A 15,390-nucleotide genomic window follows, 5' to 3' on the forward strand; every position below is an offset into this window, starting at 1 on the left:
TCACCCGACCCTTCACGGAGAGGTAGACACCGATGACAACCGCTACGAGCGATGACACGTACACCTTCGACAACGGCGCACCGGACGCCGTTCCCCAGATGCACGCGCTGGAGTCCTTCCTGGATCCGATCACGACGCGTCGGCTGGCCCGCCCGGTGCTGGAGCCCGGCGCGACCTGCTGGGAGGTCGGGGCCGGTGGCGGCTCGATGGCCCGGCGGATGGCCCGCGCGGTCGGCGACGACGGGCACGTGCTGGCCACCGACATCGACCCCACACACCTGGTGGCCGAGGGCAACCTGCACGTACGCCAGCACGACGTGCGCACCGAACCGCCACCCGGGGACGCGTTCGACCTGATCCACGCCCGGCTGGTGCTGCTGCACCTTCCCGATCGCCGACGGGTCCTGCGTACCCTCACCGGCGCGCTGGCGCCCGGCGGGTGGCTGGTGGTCGAGGAGTTCGACTGCACCGCGCCGCAGCGGGTGTTGACCGCGCCCAGCGACGACGCCGCGAAGCTCTTCGCGCAGGTCATGGACGCCATGATGGGTGTCCTGGAGGACCACGGCGCCGACCTGGGATGGGCGCAGGACGTCCACACCGAGATGGCCCTCGCCGGTCTGACCGACCTGGACACCATCACCCACTCGCAGAGCTGGGCCGGCGGGTCGACCGGAACGTCGCTCTACGAGACCAACTCCCGCCAGTTGGAACCGGACCTGCTGGCCGCCGGGCTGTCGCCCCAGCAACTGAACGCCTTCCGACGGCTGCTCCGCGACCCCGGGTTCGCCGTCATGTCGTACCACTTCGTCTCCACGCGGGGCCGCCTGCCGAGCTGAGCACGCGGACCACCGCGCGGAGCGCGGTCACGCCGTCCGTACCTCTCCCGTGCGCAGCACCTCCCCCCGCTTCGCCCCGGACAGCTCTACGACGGCGCCGACCGCACCGGCCGGGCTCCCCCACAAGGGAGCCCGGCCACCCCACACCCCACACCCCACACCCCACACCCCACACCCCACGCCCCACGCCCCACGCCCGCCGATCTTGCAGTTTCGGTAGTCGATACGCGTGGAACGACCCTTATGTCGGGACAGAAAGTGCAAGATCGCGGCATGGGGGCGGGCCGGTCTCGTGGGGCAGGGTTGATGGACAGTGACGCGATGGTGTTGCTGTCAGACTGACCGGGTGTTCGTCAGACGTGCCGGAGAGCAGGACTTCGACGGCTTCCTCGGCCTGGCGGCCCAGGTCGAGTGCTGGTTCGGCCCCATGGTTGAGGATCGCGGCTTCCACGAGGCGGTACGCCGGCACATTCGTCGGTCCACCGCGATCGTTGCTGTCGCCTCCGGACCCGATCTCCTGGGTGGATTGTTGTTCACGGCGAAAGCCCCGACCCACCACGTCCACTGGCTTGTCGTTGCTGAGCAGTCGCGCGGGAAGGGTGTTGGTCGTGCACTCATGACAGCGGCCATGCGCAGGTTCGTGCCGGGCGAAGGCCCCGTCGAAGTGGTCACGTTTGGCGCCGATCACCCGGGTGCCAGCGTCAGCGGTGCGCGTGCCTTCTACGAGCGCCTCGGCTTCACCGCTGCCGAGGCCGTCGAACCCGGTCCGGAGGGCGGTTCCCGGCAGGTCTTCCGCCTGACCGTCGTCTGATCCCTGCGACAGTGGTCCAGACCGCCCCGGCTCAGCGCGGAACGGTCTCCTGGTCGGCCAGCACAATCAGGTGGTCGGGGCGGGCTGACAGCGGCGCCGTCGCTCCGTCGAGCCACACCAGATAACCCACCGGCGGACCGGACGAACCCCAAAGGGCACCGATGATGGTGGCTGACCGCCCGTGGTGCGGCGGCGTGAGCAGGCGTACCCGGGTGCCCGGCGCGTGTCCGTCGTCGGCGACGATCAGCAGCGCGTCGAGGATCTGCCGGACCCCGGCGACGGGCAACCCCGGAACGTACGGCTCGCCCGCGTATCCCAGACGCGGGGTCATCATCGTGCCCAACAGCGCGCTCTGCCGGATCGCCTCCTGGCGGACCTGCCCGTCGACGCTGCGTCCGGCCACGGTCAGCGCCTGTTGGATGCGTGACCAGAGGGCCAGTGGCTCCTGGTCGAGCAGGCGGCGGGCCTCCCTGTCGATGTCGGCGCACGCCGTGTCGAGTGCGGTGTCCTCGCCGAGTTCGGCGATCCAGGCGAGGTCGCCCACCTCCGGCAGCAATCCCGGCGACTCGGCCACGATCACGATGAACAGCATGGCGAGCAGTTCCTCGCGGCCGTCGCCGTGATAGAGCGAGCCGACCCCGCTGCCGGTACGCCCACGGCTGGGCGGGAACCGCTCGACGAGGTGCCGCGCACGGCCATGAGGCAGGGCCGCGGCCCGCCTGGTGTCCGACACCCGCTCCTCGAACGACCGCCGCTCACGGCGTTCGACGAGCTGCTGGCGATGCGGGTCGAACCCGATCGGATAGATCGTCCGCCCGTACCGGGAAAGGGTTTCGCCGGGCCGAAGGCCGACCGACTCGAGCTGCCGGGCCGCCTCCGAGTAGGCAACGCCAACCCGCGCTGCGTGTTCCCGGATGGCGCGTTTGCGGGCGCGGCCCGGGGCCGGGGTCCGTCGGGGGGTGGGATCAGACATGACGCCTCCGGTGCAGGCCCACGCACTCCACCGAACGGACGGCGTGACCGGCACGCCGAGAGTCGACACATCGGCGCGGAGTCGGAGACTCTTGGCCCCAAGCATGTGGTCGGGCGTGGGCCACCACATCGGGCGCTGGCAGGCGCTCTGCCGTGGCCAGCATATCGTGGCGCCGGCCGTCGGTGTGGACGCGCACACCCCGGCCGCCCTCCCCTCGACGAGTGTGGTGTCAGCCCGTGTCAGCCGATGTCGGTGGCGTGTCGGGGCGGTGTCAGCGGGCCCGCGCATGCTGTACGCATGACAGCTGACCTGGTGATCGAGGCCGAGAGCCTCGTGAAGACGTTCGGGAAGACGAGGGCGCTGCAGGGCGTGGACCTCGCCGTGCCCCGGGGGACGGTGCTCGGGGTGCTCGGCCCCAACGGCGCCGGTAAGACCACCGCCGTCCGCATCCTCTCCACCCTGCTGACCCCGGACGGCGGAACCGCCCGGATCGGTGGTTTCGACGTGGTACGGGACGCCGAACGCGTTCGGCAGAGCATCGGACTGACCGGCCAGTACGCCTCGGTCGACGAGGACCTGACCGGTCGGCAGAACCTGGAGCTGTTCGGCACCCTGCTGGAGCTGGGGCGCAGCGGCGCGCGGCGGCGGGCCGCCGAGCTGCTCGACTGGTTCGACCTGACCGATGCCGCGAACCGTCAGGCCAAGACCTACTCCGGCGGCATGCGGCGACGGCTGGACCTGGCCGCCAGCCTCGTCGGCTCGCCCGACGTGATCTTCCTGGACGAGCCGACGACCGGGCTCGACCCGGCCAAACGCGAGGACATGTGGGGCGTGGTCAGAACGCTTGTCAACAACGGCTCGACGGTGCTGCTCACCACGCAGTACCTGGAGGAGGCCGACGCGCTCGCCGACGCGATCACGGTGATCGACCACGGCCGGGTGATCGCACACGACACCCCTGACGGGCTCAAGCGGGTGGTTGGCGGGCAGACCCTGGAGGTCCGGCCGTCCGACCCGGCGCACCTGCCGCGTACCGCGGAGATCCTGACCCAGGTTGGCTCCGGCGCGCAGGCCGACGAGATCCGCAAGGGCGTCCTCGCGGTGCCGGTCACCGACGACACGGCCCTGACCGAGAGCGTCGCGCGCTTCGCCACGGCCGGCATCGCGGTCACCGAACTCTCCCTGCACCTGCCAAGCCTCGACGAGGTGTTCTTCACCCTCACGGGGCGTACGGCATCGGAAGACGACACCACCCGCCCCACGGAGGTCGCGGCATGAGCACTCTGACCGACGCACCACCCACCCGGAACCGGGCGCTGTCGACGATCACCGCGCACCCGCGACCGTTCCGGCTGGTCCGGCACTCGTTGGCACTCGCCAAACGCAGCCTCATCAAGACCTGGCGTACGCCCGAGGCGCTCATCGACGTCACCCTGCAACCGGTGCTGTTCCTCATCATCTTCGTGTACGTCTTCGGCGGCGCGGTCGCCGGCTCGACCCACGACTACCTGCAGTTCCTGCTGCCCGGCATCCTGGCGCAGACGATCGCGACCGGAGCCATCGCGATCGGCGTCAACCTCAACACCGACATCGCCAAGGGCATCTTCGACCGGTTCCGGTCGTTGCCGATCCCCCGTTCCGCCCCACTGGTCGGCGCGGTCCTCGGCGACGTCGTCCGGTACGTGATCGTCACCGTGTCGACCCTCGCGATCGGCTACGTGATGGGTTTCCGGATCGAGACCGACCTGTTCCGGGCCATCGCCGGGTGTCTGCTCGCGGTGCTGTTCGCGCTCTGCCTGAGCTGGCTGCCGGTGCTGGTGTCGATGAAGGTGCGGACCGCGGGTGCCGTGCAGGGTGTGATGTTCGCGTTGATCATGCCGCTGAGCTTCGCGTCCAACGTGTTCGTCGGCGCGGACACCCTGCCGGGCTGGATGCAGGCGTTCGTGGACGTCAACCCGATGACCCACCTGGTGGCGTCGGTGCGCGGGCTGTTCCTCGGCACCCCACTGGACAACCACGTGTGGTGGACGCTCGCCTGGTGCGCCGGCTTCGTCGCGGTGTTCATGCCGCTGGCGCTGCGGGCGTACCGGAAGAAGATCTGACCCTACGCGAGCAGGTCGTCCATCAGCTCGCGGATCCGGCTGACGGCCGCGGCGGGTGCCCGCTCGCGCCACGCGGCATGCAACGGCTCACGCTGTTCCTCCTTCCCGAGGATGGCGTTGAGCCGTTCGCCGTTCTCGAAGGGAAAGAACATTTCGATCTGGGTGCCGATCCGCTTCGCGAGTACGGCCAGTTCGCGGGCGGTGTCGACCTCACCCCGGTAGGCCGCGAGCTCCGCGCCGCCCGACGCCCACGCCCCGATCACCGGCAGGTCCCGTGAGGTCAGCGCATCCTCGCGGGCGAGCGACAGCAGGGTGGCCGCCTGGATGGTGGCGTGGGTGCCCGACACCCGCCCCACCTGGGCCACCCGCAGGTAGATGATCGCCGCCGTGGCCCGGAGCATCACGCGCGGCTGTGGCTGCGGTCCGACCCAGCCGGCGAGGACACGGGTCACCTCGTCGGCGCGGGCGAGCGCCTCGTCGTACCGCTCACGCTGCCAGGCGAGGTGCGCCAGGCCGAGCAGCGCCTGCGCGGCGTCGATCTGCTCGGCTTGGCCCAGCGCGGCCGTCTCGCCCAGTCGCCGCTCCGCCTCCGCGTCGCCGGTCAGGGCGAGCTGCACGTCCAGCCGTACCCGGATCGACCGCGCGTCCTGCGTGGCGCCGACCAACTCCATGTGTCGGACGCTGCGGGTCAGCCACTCGGCCGACCGGGCATCCCCGCCCGGGACCAGGAACTGCCCGACCGCACCCGCAGCCATCGCCATGCCCCAGTGGTCGCCGGCGGCCTCGAAGCGGTGGTAAGCCTGCTCGGCGTCGCTGATCGACGCCTCCGGCAGGCCGCTGTTCTCCCGTACCGCCGCGCGCGCGAACAGCCCCAGCCCCTGCACGTACGGGTCCGGGTGCGCGACCATCTCGGTCGCGCACTTCAGGCTCTGCTCCACATCGGACGCGTCGAAGCCGGGCAGCGCCGACGCGAGAGCGGTCAGCCGGGACGACACCTCGCCGGCGCGTTCGGTCTGGAGCGTCCGCAGCGCCCGCCGGGCGAGCACGGCGGGCCGCAGGTCGCCGCTGACGCCGGCGTTCACGCTGATCACCACGCACGTCCAGGCCAGCCGGTCGGCGTTGGGCAGTGGCCGGCCGCTCGCCGCGCCGCGCAGGATCGCCGAACGCAGCCGCCGCTGCGGGTCGTCCATGTGCAGCAGCCCGCGCGCCCAGGCGAGGACCTCCAGGTGCAGGCCCCGCACCGACCAAAGGTGGAACAGCGCGGTGGCGACATCGACGGCGGCGGGCTCGTCGTCCGCTCCCATCGCCCACCGCAGGCCCGCGACCAGGTTGTCCTGTTCGGCGGCGCAACGGTGCAGTGCCTCGACCTGACCGGGGCCGATGAAGCGGGCGGCCAGGGCGACGGCCTGCTCCCGCGCCCAGCTGACCAGGCCGGCCATCGCCTGATCCCGGGCACCCGCCGCGTCCAGCCGGGCCTCGCCGTACTCACGGACCGTTTCGAGCATGCGGTAGCGCGGCGGGCCGTCTCCCTCGACAAGGGTCAACAGGGACTGCTCGACGAGGGTCGCCAGGCCGCGACGGACGTCCGGGGCCTGCGCGACGGCGGCGGCGAGGTCCGCGGTGAACGGCGCGGGGATGACAGCGACCCGCTGGAGCAGGTCGCGGTCGGCCTCGGCGAGCAGTTCCCTGCTCCAGTCCACGAGCGCCCACAGGCTCGCGTGCCGCTCGGGCAGGCCGCGCAGGGCGTCGTCGAGCAGCGCGAACCGGTCGGTCAGCCCGGCGAGCACGTCGTCGATCGGCATGTGCCGCAGTCGTGCGGCGGCCAGTTCGAGGGCCAACGGCAGGTTGTCGAGCCGGTGGCACAGGGCGAGCGCCCGCTCGGTGTCCCACGTCGGTACGGCGCCACCGGCCCGTGCGCGGGACTCGACCAGCGCGAGCGCGTCGGCGTCCGGCAACGCGGTCAGCCGGTGCACCAGCTCGCCGACGAGGCCCAGTGGGGCGCGGCTCGTCGCGAGCACCGCGACCTCCGGCGAGGATGCCGCGACCAGGTCCGCGACGACGACGGCCACCGCGTCGAGCACGTGCTCGCAGTTGTCCAGCACCACCAGCCCGTCGAGGTCCGGCGCCACGGCGCGCAGCCGCTCCTCGGGGCTGAGGACCCGCCGCTCCAGGCCCAGGTTGCCGCCGGTCGCCGTGGTGTCCGCACCGCCGAACGCGGCGAGCACAGTGGGCAGCACCTCGTCGGGCGAGCGCAGACCAGCGAGTTCGATCACGCGGACCGCCCGCCCACCCGCTGCCGTACGCCTGGCCACCTCGGCGGCGAGCCGGGTCTTGCCCGCCCCGCCGGTTGCCACGACCGTCACGACGGGTGCCTCGGCGAGCGCGTCGGTGACGGCATTGACGTCGCGCTCCCGCCCGACGAGGGCGGCCATGGGGCGGCGCCACGCGGCGGGCAGCGTGATCCGCGCCTGTTGCCGGGGCGGTGCCGAGACGGGCGGTGCGGTGAGTTCGCCGCGCAACAACGCCAGGTGGACGCTCGTGATCACGGGTGACGGGTCGGTGCCGTAGCGGTCGGCCAGGTCGGCGCGCAGCCGCTCGACCACCTCCAGCGCCTCCGCCTCCCGTCCCTGGGCGGCGAGTACCCGGACGAGCAGGGCGGCGGACGGCTCGTCCGGCGGTGTCCGCGCGGCGAGTCGGCCCAGGTCGACCTCGTCGTACGGGCCCGCGCCGGCGAGTGCCGCCTGCGCCCGCAGCGCGGCGACCTCGGCGAACAGGCGGGTGTCCTCGGCGCTGACCAACTCGGGCACCTCGGGGAACAGGGCCCGGGCCTGATCGGCCAGGATGCGGGCGGCACGGACGTCACCGCACCGGAGGACGGTGCCTGCCTGTTCCACGAGTGCGCGCGCCTCGACCGCGTCGACGGTGATCTCGTCGGCGGGCAGCCGGTAGCCGCCGGGCACCGCGACCACGGGCAGCCCGAGGCGACGCACCCGGGACACGAGCGCCTGGACGGCGCCGGTCGCGTCGTCGGGCGGCACGCCGTCCCAGACGGCGTCGACGAGCAGGCTCACGGAGACCGCCCGCCCCCGCGCGTCGACGAGCGCGCGGAGCACCGCCGCGAGCCGTTCACCTCGAACGGGCTTGCCGTCGACGGCGAGTGGGCCGAGGGTCGAGATGTGCACGGACCCAGCATCCCCCACGCGCGCACGGGCCCGACGAGCACCGGTCCGTCCGGCCGGTCACGGCCCCGCGACCGGCTTGACAGACCGTCATTCAGTTAGGTTAGCCTAACCTCATGCAGAACGAGTTGGCGTCGGTCAACGGGGAGCGCAGCCTGTCCGGCGTCGACCTCCGTCTGGGCTATCACGGTGTGCCGGTGGTTCACGGTGCCGCGATCAACCTCCGCGCGGGTGCCGTCACCGCACTGGTGGGGCCCAACGGCAGCGGCAAGTCCACACTGCTGCGGGCCCTGGCCCGGCTGCACCCGATCGAGGCCGGAACCGTGCACCTCGCCGACGGCGTCACGGCCGCCAGCCTCGCGGCCCGGGAGTTCGCCCGGCGGGTCACCCTGCTCGCCCAGAGCCGGCCGGTGCCCAGCGGCGTCACCGTCCGCGACGTCGTCGGCTACGGCCGCCACCCCTACCGGGGGCGCTGGCGCACCGAGGACCCGGACGGCCCCGCCGCCATCGCACGCGCCATGGACGTCACCGGCGTGGCCGCGATGGCCGACCGTCCCGTCGACGAACTCTCCGGAGGCGAGTTGCAGCGGGTCTGGTTGGCCACCTGCCTCGCCCAGAACACCCCGGTTCTGCTCCTCGACGAACCCACCACGTTCCTCGATCTGCGCTACCAGGTGGAGATCCTCGACCTGGTCCGTGACCTCGCGGACGATCACGGCGTCGCCGTCGGCGTCGTACTGCACGACCTCAACCAGGCAGCCGCGGTGGCGGACGAGGTGGTCCTGTTGCAGCAGGGCCGGGTCCGCGCCACCGGCACCCCGGCGACGGTGTTCACCGAGAACGCCCTCACCGAGACCTACGGGATCCGCATCGAGGTGACCACCGATCCGGTCAGCGGACTGGTCACCACCCGCCCGGTCGGGCGGCACCAGATCCGCGCCCTGGTCTGAACACCCCCATCCACAGCAGAGAAAGACCGTCATGACCCGTACCCGTTTCACCGCCCTCATCGCCGTCGTGGCCGCGCTGACGCTCGGCGCCTGCGGCACGACCGAGAAGACCGCCACTCCCGAGACCTCCGCCTCGGCCGCCGGCTGGCCGGTCACCCTCACCGACAGCCGGGGCAAGGAAATCACCCTCAAGGCCCCGGCGACCAAGGTCGTCGGTCTCGAGTGGGGTGAGGTCGAGATGCTGGTCAGCCTGGGCGTCATGCCGGTCGGCGTGGCCGACCCGAAGGGCTACGGCACCTGGGTCACCTCGGCGAAGCTCGACCCCGGCGTCAAGGACGTCGGCACCCGCGGCGAGCCCAGCGTCGACTCGATCGTCGCCCTCCAGCCCGACCTCATCGTGATGGAGGACGACCGGGGCGCCAACATGGTCAGTCAGCTGGAGAAGTACGCCCCCGTCGTGGTCGCCAAGGGCAGTGACGCCACCGACAACCTGGGCCGGATGCGCACCGACCTCACCATGATCGCGAAGGCGGTCGGCAAGACCGCGCAGGCGGAGAAGCTGCTCGCCGACTTCGACGCGGCCATCGCCGACGGCAAGAAGAAGATCACCGACGCGGGTGCCGCCGGCCGACCGTTCGCCATCGCCGACGGCTGGAAGGAGGGCAGCACCGTCAGCATCCGGATGTTCGGCAAGGGCGCGCTGGTCTCCCAGATCGGCATCCAACTCGGCCTCACCAACGCCTGGACCGGCAAGACCGACGAGGTGTGGGGCCTGGGCCAGACCGACGTCGAGGGCATGACGGTCCTCAAGGACCCGGACATGCACCTCTTCTACAACGCCTCCGACGGCGACGACGTGTTCGCCGACGGTCTCGCCGGCAACGCCATCTGGAAGTCGCTGCCCTTCGTGCAGAAGGGCAACCTGCACAAGATGCCCAACGGCATCTGGACCTTCGGCGGCCCGCTCTCCGGCAAGCAGTACATCGACGAACTCGTCAAGACGTACACGGTGTGAGTGTGCTGAACGCGCCCCCACGCCCGGAGCCGGCCACCCGGCCGGCTCCGGGCGGACGCCTGGCCGTGCCCCGCATCGCCGTCGTCTTCGTCGCCGCGATCCTGCTGCTGCTCGTGGTCGGCGCGGTGCACCTCACCCAGGGCACCTCGACCGTCGGCGCCCTCGACCTGCTGCGGCTCGCGACCGGCGCCGACGACGAGGCGGCCCGCGTCCTGATCGCGTCCCGCCTGCCCCGGCTGCTCGCCGGGCTCGCCATCGGCGTGGCGCTCGGGTTCGCCGGGGCGGCGTTGCAGTCGATCGCCCGCAACCCGCTCGCGTCCCCCGACACCCTCGCGGTCAACGCGGGCGCCCACCTGGCGATCGTCGCCGTCGCCGCGTTCGGCGTCTCACTGCCCGCGCTGCCCGCGGGTGGCCTCGCCTTCGGCGGCGGGCTTGCCGCCGCCGGCCTGGTGATGGCGATGTCCTCCGGTGGGCAGGCCGGCACCACCCGGCTGATCCTCGCCGGCTCGGCGACCGCACTGGCCCTCGGGTCGGTGACCACCCTGCTGCTTCTCCTGTTCGAGCAGGCAACCATCGGGCTGTTCGCCTGGGGGAACGGCTCGCTCGTGCAGAGCGACCTCACCGCGCTGACCCAACTCGCCCCGGTGATCGTCGGCGCCGCCATCGTGCTCGTGCTACTCGGGCACCGACTCGACATCCTCGCCCTCGGTGACGACACCGCCACAGTGCTCGGCCTCGACGTTCGGCGCACCCGGCTCACCGTCATGGTGCTGGCCGTACTGCTCTCCGCCGCGGCCGTCACCCTCACCGGCCCGGTCGGCTTCGTCGGCCTGTGCGCACCGGTGATCGTCAGGCTGCTCGCCCCCGTGGTGCCGGGCGTGCACCGGCACCGCGTCCTGCTGCCGTTGTCCGGCATCGTCGGGGTCATCATCGTGCTCGGCTCCGACGTGCTGCTGCGGGCCGTGATGGGCGGGCAGGCCGGGGTCGACATCCCCACCGGCGTGGTCACCACCCTGTTCGGCGCGGTGATCCTCATCTGGCTGGCCCGCCGGCACCGCGACGCCGGCCCCACCCGTCGTCCGCCCGGCGGGCACGCGGCCGTCCGCTCCGCCGCCTTCCACCGCGGCGTCGTCGCCGTCACCGCCGCCCTGACCGTCTGCGCGGTGGCGGTCGGCATGCTCGCCGGTGACACCTGGGTGCTGCTCGGTGACGTCGTCAACTGGGTCAACGGCAGCACCGGGCCCGCGTACACCTTCGTGCTGGACCAGCGGTGGCCGCGCGTCGCCGCGGCGGTCCTGGCCGGCGCGGCGCTCGCGGTAGCCGGCACCACAGTGCAGGCGGTCTGCCGCAATCCGCTGGCCGAACCCGGCATCCTCGGCATCACCGCCGGCGCCGGGCTCGGCGCGGTCTCCCTGCTCACCTTCGTGCCGCTGGCCGGGGTGTGGGCGGTCTCCGGCGTCGCCGGCCTCGGCGCGATGCTGGCATTCGCCCTGGTCTACGGCCTGGCCTGGCGCGGCGGGCTGAGCTCCGACCGACTCGTGCTGATCGGCTTCGGCGCCTGGCAGGGCGGCATGGCGGTCATCACCTACCTGGTCGTGGCCTTCGACCCGTGGAACACCGGGAAGGCGTTGACCTGGCTGTCCGGTTCCACCTACGGTCGGACGCCCACCCAGGTGCTGCCGGTGGCGATCGCCCTGCTGGTGCTCACCCCGGCCGTTGTCGCCGCCCGCCGGGAGCTCGACCTGATGGCGCTGGACGACGACACCCCCCGCGTGCTGGGCGTCCGACTGGAACGCACCCGGTTGATCGCGCTCGGCGCGGCGGCGCTGCTCACCTCCACCGCCGTCTCGGCCGTCGGGGTCATCGGCTTCGTCGGTCTGGTCGCCCCGCACGCCGCGCGGGCGCTCGTCGGCGGCCGGCACTCCCGGGTGCTCCCGGTGGCCGCCCTGCTCGGCGCGGCGCTGGTCAGCATCGCCGACACCTTCGGTCGGACGGTCATCGCGCCGGCCCAGATCCCCGCCGGCCTGGTCACCGCCATGATCGGCACCCCGTACTTCGTCTGGCTGCTGTGGCGCTCCCGCTCCAAGGCGAGCGCCACCCGGTAGAGCCGCCCGAGTCGAGAGAGGCACCATGACCGAGACCCTGCCCATCGCCCCGTGGCGCGTGTTCGCCGTCACCGTCTGCGCGGTACGCCGCCTGAGCCCGTCCTTCACCCGGGTGACCTTCACCGGGGCGAACCTGGACCGCTTCGCCGACAACGGTTACGACCAGCGGATCAAGCTGGCGCTGCCGCTGCCCGGTCAGGACCGGGCGACCCTGCCGGACGGCGCGGACTGGTACGCGACGTGGCGGGCCCTGCCCGAGCACCTGCGCAACCCGATCCGCACCTACACCGTACGGGCGGTCCGCCCGCACCTGGCCGAGGTCGACGTCGACCTGGTGCTGCACGGCGACAGTGGCCCGGCGACGCGCTGGGCGCGGCGGGCCAGCGTCGGCGACGAGATCGCCCTGGTCGGGCCGGATGCCGGCTTCGACGGCAACCACGGCGGGGTCGAATTTCGACAGTCCACCGGCAGCACCCTGCTGCTGGCCGGGGACGAGACCGCCGTACCGGCGATCAGCAGCATCTGCGAGCGGCTCCCCCTCGACGCCCGGGGCACTGTCGTGCTGGAGGTGCCCGACGCCGCCGACGTGTTGCCGCTGCTCACACCGCCCGGCGTCGAGGTCCGCTGGCTGGCCCGGGGCGCCGACGGGTACGGCAACCGGCTGGTGCCCGCCGTCGTCGCCGCGGCCGGGGAGCTGCTGGCCCCCGGCGCGTCGACGGCCGCCCAGCCCGTGCCGGACGTCGACGTGGACACCGAGATCCTGTGGGAGGTGCCCGAGCAGGTGGCCTCGGCGCCGCTCTACGCGTGGCTGGCCGGGGAGGCCGGCGTCATCCGTAAACTGCGCCGGCACCTGGTCGCCGAGCGGGGTCTGGATCGGCGGGCGGTGGCCTTCATGGGCTACTGGCGTCTCGGTCACTCCGACGCCGCCTAGGGCGTGTGTCGAAGCCCCTGGCCGGCCTGCGACGGCTCGACCGAGGACTTTGACACACGCCCTGGCGCCGCGAGGCGCACCACGCCGGGCGGCCGCGAGGTGCGTCGGAGCCAGTGAGGCGCGTACCGTTTCGGGTCGGACTTGGGGCGGGCCGGCTGGAGCCGGCACGGGATACGGGACGAGACAACGACGCATGACGGTGGACAACATTACCGAAAACGGTCAAGAGGGTATTGACCGAAGCCGGCTGGAGGCCTGCCTCAGCGTCTTCGAGGCATTGGAGGCGCTGCCCTCCGACCACCCCGACGTGGTGCAGGTGCAGCGGGCCACCGCCCGGCTCTACAAGGTGATCAAGCAGCGGCGGCGGGAGGAGCGGCGAGACGCCATCCTCGCCGCCGACCGCGCGGTGACGGAGGCCACGGCCACCGGCGCTCCTGGGCGGATCGACGACGAGACGCAGGGCATTCCGCTCGCGTCCTCCGCCGCGGGCGAGACGGCCGGCTTCCTGCACAATGCGCGCGGCTGCTACGTCTGCAAGCAGCGCTACCGCGAGGTGGACGCCTTCTACCACCAGCTCTGCCCGTCCTGCGCCGCGCTGAATCGTGAGCGCCGTGACGCCCGCACCGACCTGACCGGCCGGCGTGCGCTACTCACCGGCGGCCGGGCCAAGATCGGCATGTACATCGCGCTGCGGCTGCTGCGCGACGGCGCGCACACGACGGTGACGACCCGGTTCCCGCACGACGCGGTCCGCCGTTTCGCCGCGATGCCCGACAGCGCCGACTGGCTGCACCGGCTGCGGATCGTCGGGATCGACCTGCGCGACCCCGCCCAGGTGATCGCCCTCGCCGACGACGTCAGCAGCCAGGGCCCCCTCGACATTCTGATCAACAACGCGGCGCAGACCGTCCGCCGGTCCCCCGGGGCGTACGCGCAGCTCATCGCCGCCGAGGCCGCGGCCCTGCCGGACGGTCCGCTGCCGGAGCTGATCACGTTCGCCAAGCCGGACGCGCAGGGCGGCCCGGTGGGCACCCTGACCGCCGGCCCACAGTCGACGGCGCTCACTCCGCACGCGCTCACCGCGCTGGCACTGACCAGCGGTTCGGCCTCGCCGGAACGGATCGCGGCGTCCACCGCCATCGACGCCGGCGGGCTCGTGCCCGACCTCGACTCGGTCAACAGCTGGGTCCAGCGGGTCCAGGAGGTGGACCCGGTCGAGCTGCTCGAAGTGCAGCTGTGCAACGTCACCGCGCCGTTCGTGCTGGTCAGCCGGTTGCGCCCGGCGATGGCCGCCGCGTCGGCCCGCCGCAAGTACGTGGTGAACGTGTCGGCGATGGAGGGTCAGTTCGGCCGCGGTTACAAGGGGCCGGGGCACCCGCACACCAACATGGCCAAGGCCGCGCTGAACATGCTGACCCGTACCAGCGCCGAGGAGATGTTGACCGACGGCATCCTGATGACCAGCGTCGACACCGGCTGGATCACCGACGAACGCCCCCACCCGACGAAGATGCGGCTGGCCGACGAGGGCTTCCACGCCCCACTGGACCTGGTCGACGGCGCGGCCCGGGTGTACGACCCGATCGTCCGCGGCGAGCAGGGCGAGGACCTGTACGGCTGTTTCCTGAAGGACTACGCGCCCTGCGCCTGGTGATCGCCCCGAGCGACGAGGATGATCGCCCGCACCAACAAGGAGAAGAACATGTCAGCTGACCGTGATTCGTGGCCGACGCTCGACGAGCTGCTGCGCGAGGAGAACGAGCTGGAGCTCGCGGGCCTGTCCGAGACCGACGCGTACGAGCTGGGGATGCTCGCCGTCGCCGCCGCGACCGAGCAGCGGCTGCCGGTCTCGGTGGGCGTGTGGCGGGCCGGGCGGCAGCTGTTCCACTGTGGCCTGCCGGGGTCGACGGCGGACAACGACGCGTGGCTGCGCCGCAAGGGGCGGGTGGTGATGCGCTTCGAGCACTCCTCGCTCTACATGGCCCGGCTGTGTCAGGACAAGCAGGTGACGCTGGCCGAGCGGTTCGGTCTGCCGGCCTCGCGGTACGCGGCGGCCGGGGGCGCGGTACCCCTGCGCGTGCGCGGCACCGGTGTGGTGGGCTGGGTCGGTGTCTCCGGGCTGCCGCAGTTGGACGACCACCGTTTCGTGGTCGACATCCTCCGCAAGCTCCCCCGATAGGGCGTTACCGGCGGCCTCGCAGGCGAGGCCGCCGGGTCACTCACTCCAGGGCCTGTTTCATAGAACTGGCCGGCCTGCGGCGGGCCCGGACGACGACCGGCGGCGTTGCGGTTTCGTCCGGATACGACAACGGTATCCGGACGAAACCGCGCCCTGCCGGATCGCCGCCCGGACTCCGCCTCGGCTCGACCGCCCGTATGAAACAGGCCCTAGCTGTTCTGTCCAGAGAGGTTGGGGACGCGGCTGGCGGGTGGGCCGCCGATTGCGGTGTGGTGGCGGTGGTGATTGTAGGCGTGGAGCCAGGCGGGT

At 72.3% G+C, this 15,390-nt stretch carries 12 protein-coding genes; 10 read left to right on the plus strand and 2 right to left on the minus strand.

Translation table 11 applies throughout. The features are described 5' to 3' along the window. The first annotated feature begins 32 nt into the window (after nucleotides 1-32). Together ACIBEF_RS29885 and ACIBEF_RS29890 are read left to right on the plus strand one after the other, a co-directional pair. The gene (locus ACIBEF_RS29885; protein ID WP_357260852.1) at nucleotides 33-836 is read left to right on the plus strand and encodes a methyltransferase domain-containing protein; all 804 of its coding nucleotides are present in this window, start codon (nucleotides 33-35) and stop codon (nucleotides 834-836) included. Nucleotides 837-1,182: 346 nt separating this feature from the next. Next, nucleotides 1,183-1,647, plus strand: coding sequence for a GNAT family N-acetyltransferase (locus ACIBEF_RS29890; protein WP_396796664.1), 465 nt, complete (start codon nucleotides 1,183-1,185; stop codon nucleotides 1,645-1,647). 31 nt (nucleotides 1,648-1,678) lie between these two features. Here the strand turns inward: ACIBEF_RS29890 and ACIBEF_RS29895 are convergent, their stop codons facing one another. Continuing rightward, nucleotides 1,679-2,620 (minus strand): hypothetical protein, encoded by a 942-nt coding sequence (locus ACIBEF_RS29895; RefSeq protein WP_396796666.1) that lies wholly within the window; start codon nucleotides 2,618-2,620, stop codon nucleotides 1,679-1,681. A 297-nt stretch (nucleotides 2,621-2,917) separates the two neighbouring features. On the opposite strand from ACIBEF_RS29895, the gene ACIBEF_RS29900 reads away from it, so the two are divergent. Both ACIBEF_RS29900 and ACIBEF_RS29905 read left to right on the plus strand, forming a co-directional pair. Then, nucleotides 2,918-3,898 (plus strand): ATP-binding cassette domain-containing protein, encoded by a 981-nt coding sequence (locus ACIBEF_RS29900; protein ID WP_396796667.1) that lies wholly within the window; start codon nucleotides 2,918-2,920, stop codon nucleotides 3,896-3,898. Then, nucleotides 3,895-4,722: an ABC transporter permease gene (locus ACIBEF_RS29905; protein WP_357260846.1), complete on the plus strand. Its 828-nt coding sequence runs from the start codon at nucleotides 3,895-3,897 to the stop codon at nucleotides 4,720-4,722. Before ACIBEF_RS29900 ends, ACIBEF_RS29905 begins: the two co-directional genes overlap by 4 nt. A gap of 2 nt (nucleotides 4,723-4,724) precedes the next feature. Here ACIBEF_RS29905 and ACIBEF_RS29910 read toward each other — a convergent pair whose 3' ends face one another. Further along, nucleotides 4,725-7,904 (minus strand): BTAD domain-containing putative transcriptional regulator, encoded by a 3,180-nt coding sequence (locus ACIBEF_RS29910; protein ID WP_396796668.1) that lies wholly within the window; start codon nucleotides 7,902-7,904, stop codon nucleotides 4,725-4,727. Nucleotides 7,905-8,017: 113 nt separating this feature from the next. On the opposite strand from ACIBEF_RS29910, the gene ACIBEF_RS29915 reads away from it, so the two are divergent. The 6 genes from ACIBEF_RS29915 (at nucleotide 8,018) to ACIBEF_RS29940 (ending at nucleotide 15,081) form a co-directional block, all read left to right on the plus strand. After that, the gene (locus ACIBEF_RS29915) at nucleotides 8,018-8,851 is read left to right on the plus strand and encodes an ABC transporter ATP-binding protein (RefSeq protein ID WP_396796669.1); all 834 of its coding nucleotides are present in this window, start codon (nucleotides 8,018-8,020) and stop codon (nucleotides 8,849-8,851) included. 31 nt (nucleotides 8,852-8,882) lie between these two features. After that, complete coding sequence (locus tag ACIBEF_RS29920; RefSeq protein ID WP_396796670.1) at nucleotides 8,883-9,866, plus strand: ABC transporter substrate-binding protein; 984 nt, start codon at nucleotides 8,883-8,885, stop codon at nucleotides 9,864-9,866. A gap of 5 nt (nucleotides 9,867-9,871) precedes the next feature. Then, entirely contained in the window at nucleotides 9,872-11,971 is a 2,100-nt protein-coding gene (locus ACIBEF_RS29925; protein WP_396796675.1) for an iron ABC transporter permease, read from the plus strand. 25 nt (nucleotides 11,972-11,996) lie between these two features. Next, nucleotides 11,997-12,902: a siderophore-interacting protein gene (locus ACIBEF_RS29930; protein ID WP_396796671.1), complete on the plus strand. Its 906-nt coding sequence runs from the start codon at nucleotides 11,997-11,999 to the stop codon at nucleotides 12,900-12,902. A gap of 193 nt (nucleotides 12,903-13,095) precedes the next feature. Next, a complete protein-coding gene (locus tag ACIBEF_RS29935; RefSeq protein WP_396796672.1) occupies nucleotides 13,096-14,556 on the plus strand; it encodes an SDR family NAD(P)-dependent oxidoreductase in 1,461 nt (486 codons plus the stop codon). 48 nt (nucleotides 14,557-14,604) lie between these two features. After that, nucleotides 14,605-15,081 (plus strand): heme-degrading domain-containing protein, encoded by a 477-nt coding sequence (locus ACIBEF_RS29940; RefSeq protein WP_357233235.1) that lies wholly within the window; start codon nucleotides 14,605-14,607, stop codon nucleotides 15,079-15,081. The last annotated feature ends 309 nt before the right edge of the window (nucleotides 15,082-15,390 follow it).

It is taken from the genome of Micromonospora sp. NPDC050795, from assembly GCF_044456785.1.
GTDB lineage: Bacteria > Actinomycetota > Actinomycetes > Mycobacteriales > Micromonosporaceae > Micromonospora.

Bases quoted from the DNA above. Each gene is read 5' to 3' on its own strand.
- ACIBEF_RS29940 (WP_357233235.1), top strand. From the start codon at position 14,605: ATGTCAGCTGACCGTGATTCGTGGCCGACGCTCGACGAGCTGCTGCGC.
- ACIBEF_RS29900 (WP_396796667.1), top strand. From the start codon at position 2,918: ATGACAGCTGACCTGGTGATCGAGGCCGAGAGCCTCGTGAAGACGTTC.
- ACIBEF_RS29895 (WP_396796666.1), bottom strand. From the start codon at position 2,620: ATGTCTGATCCCACCCCCCGACGGACCCCGGCCCCGGGCCGCGCCCGC.
- ACIBEF_RS29905 (WP_357260846.1), top strand. From the start codon at position 3,895: ATGAGCACTCTGACCGACGCACCACCCACCCGGAACCGGGCGCTGTCG.
- ACIBEF_RS29885 (WP_357260852.1), top strand. From the start codon at position 33: ATGACAACCGCTACGAGCGATGACACGTACACCTTCGACAACGGCGCA.
- ACIBEF_RS29920 (WP_396796670.1), top strand. From the start codon at position 8,883: ATGACCCGTACCCGTTTCACCGCCCTCATCGCCGTCGTGGCCGCGCTG.
- ACIBEF_RS29930 (WP_396796671.1), top strand. From the start codon at position 11,997: ATGACCGAGACCCTGCCCATCGCCCCGTGGCGCGTGTTCGCCGTCACC.
- ACIBEF_RS29915 (WP_396796669.1), top strand. From the start codon at position 8,018: ATGCAGAACGAGTTGGCGTCGGTCAACGGGGAGCGCAGCCTGTCCGGC.
- ACIBEF_RS29935 (WP_396796672.1), top strand. From the start codon at position 13,096: ATGACGGTGGACAACATTACCGAAAACGGTCAAGAGGGTATTGACCGA.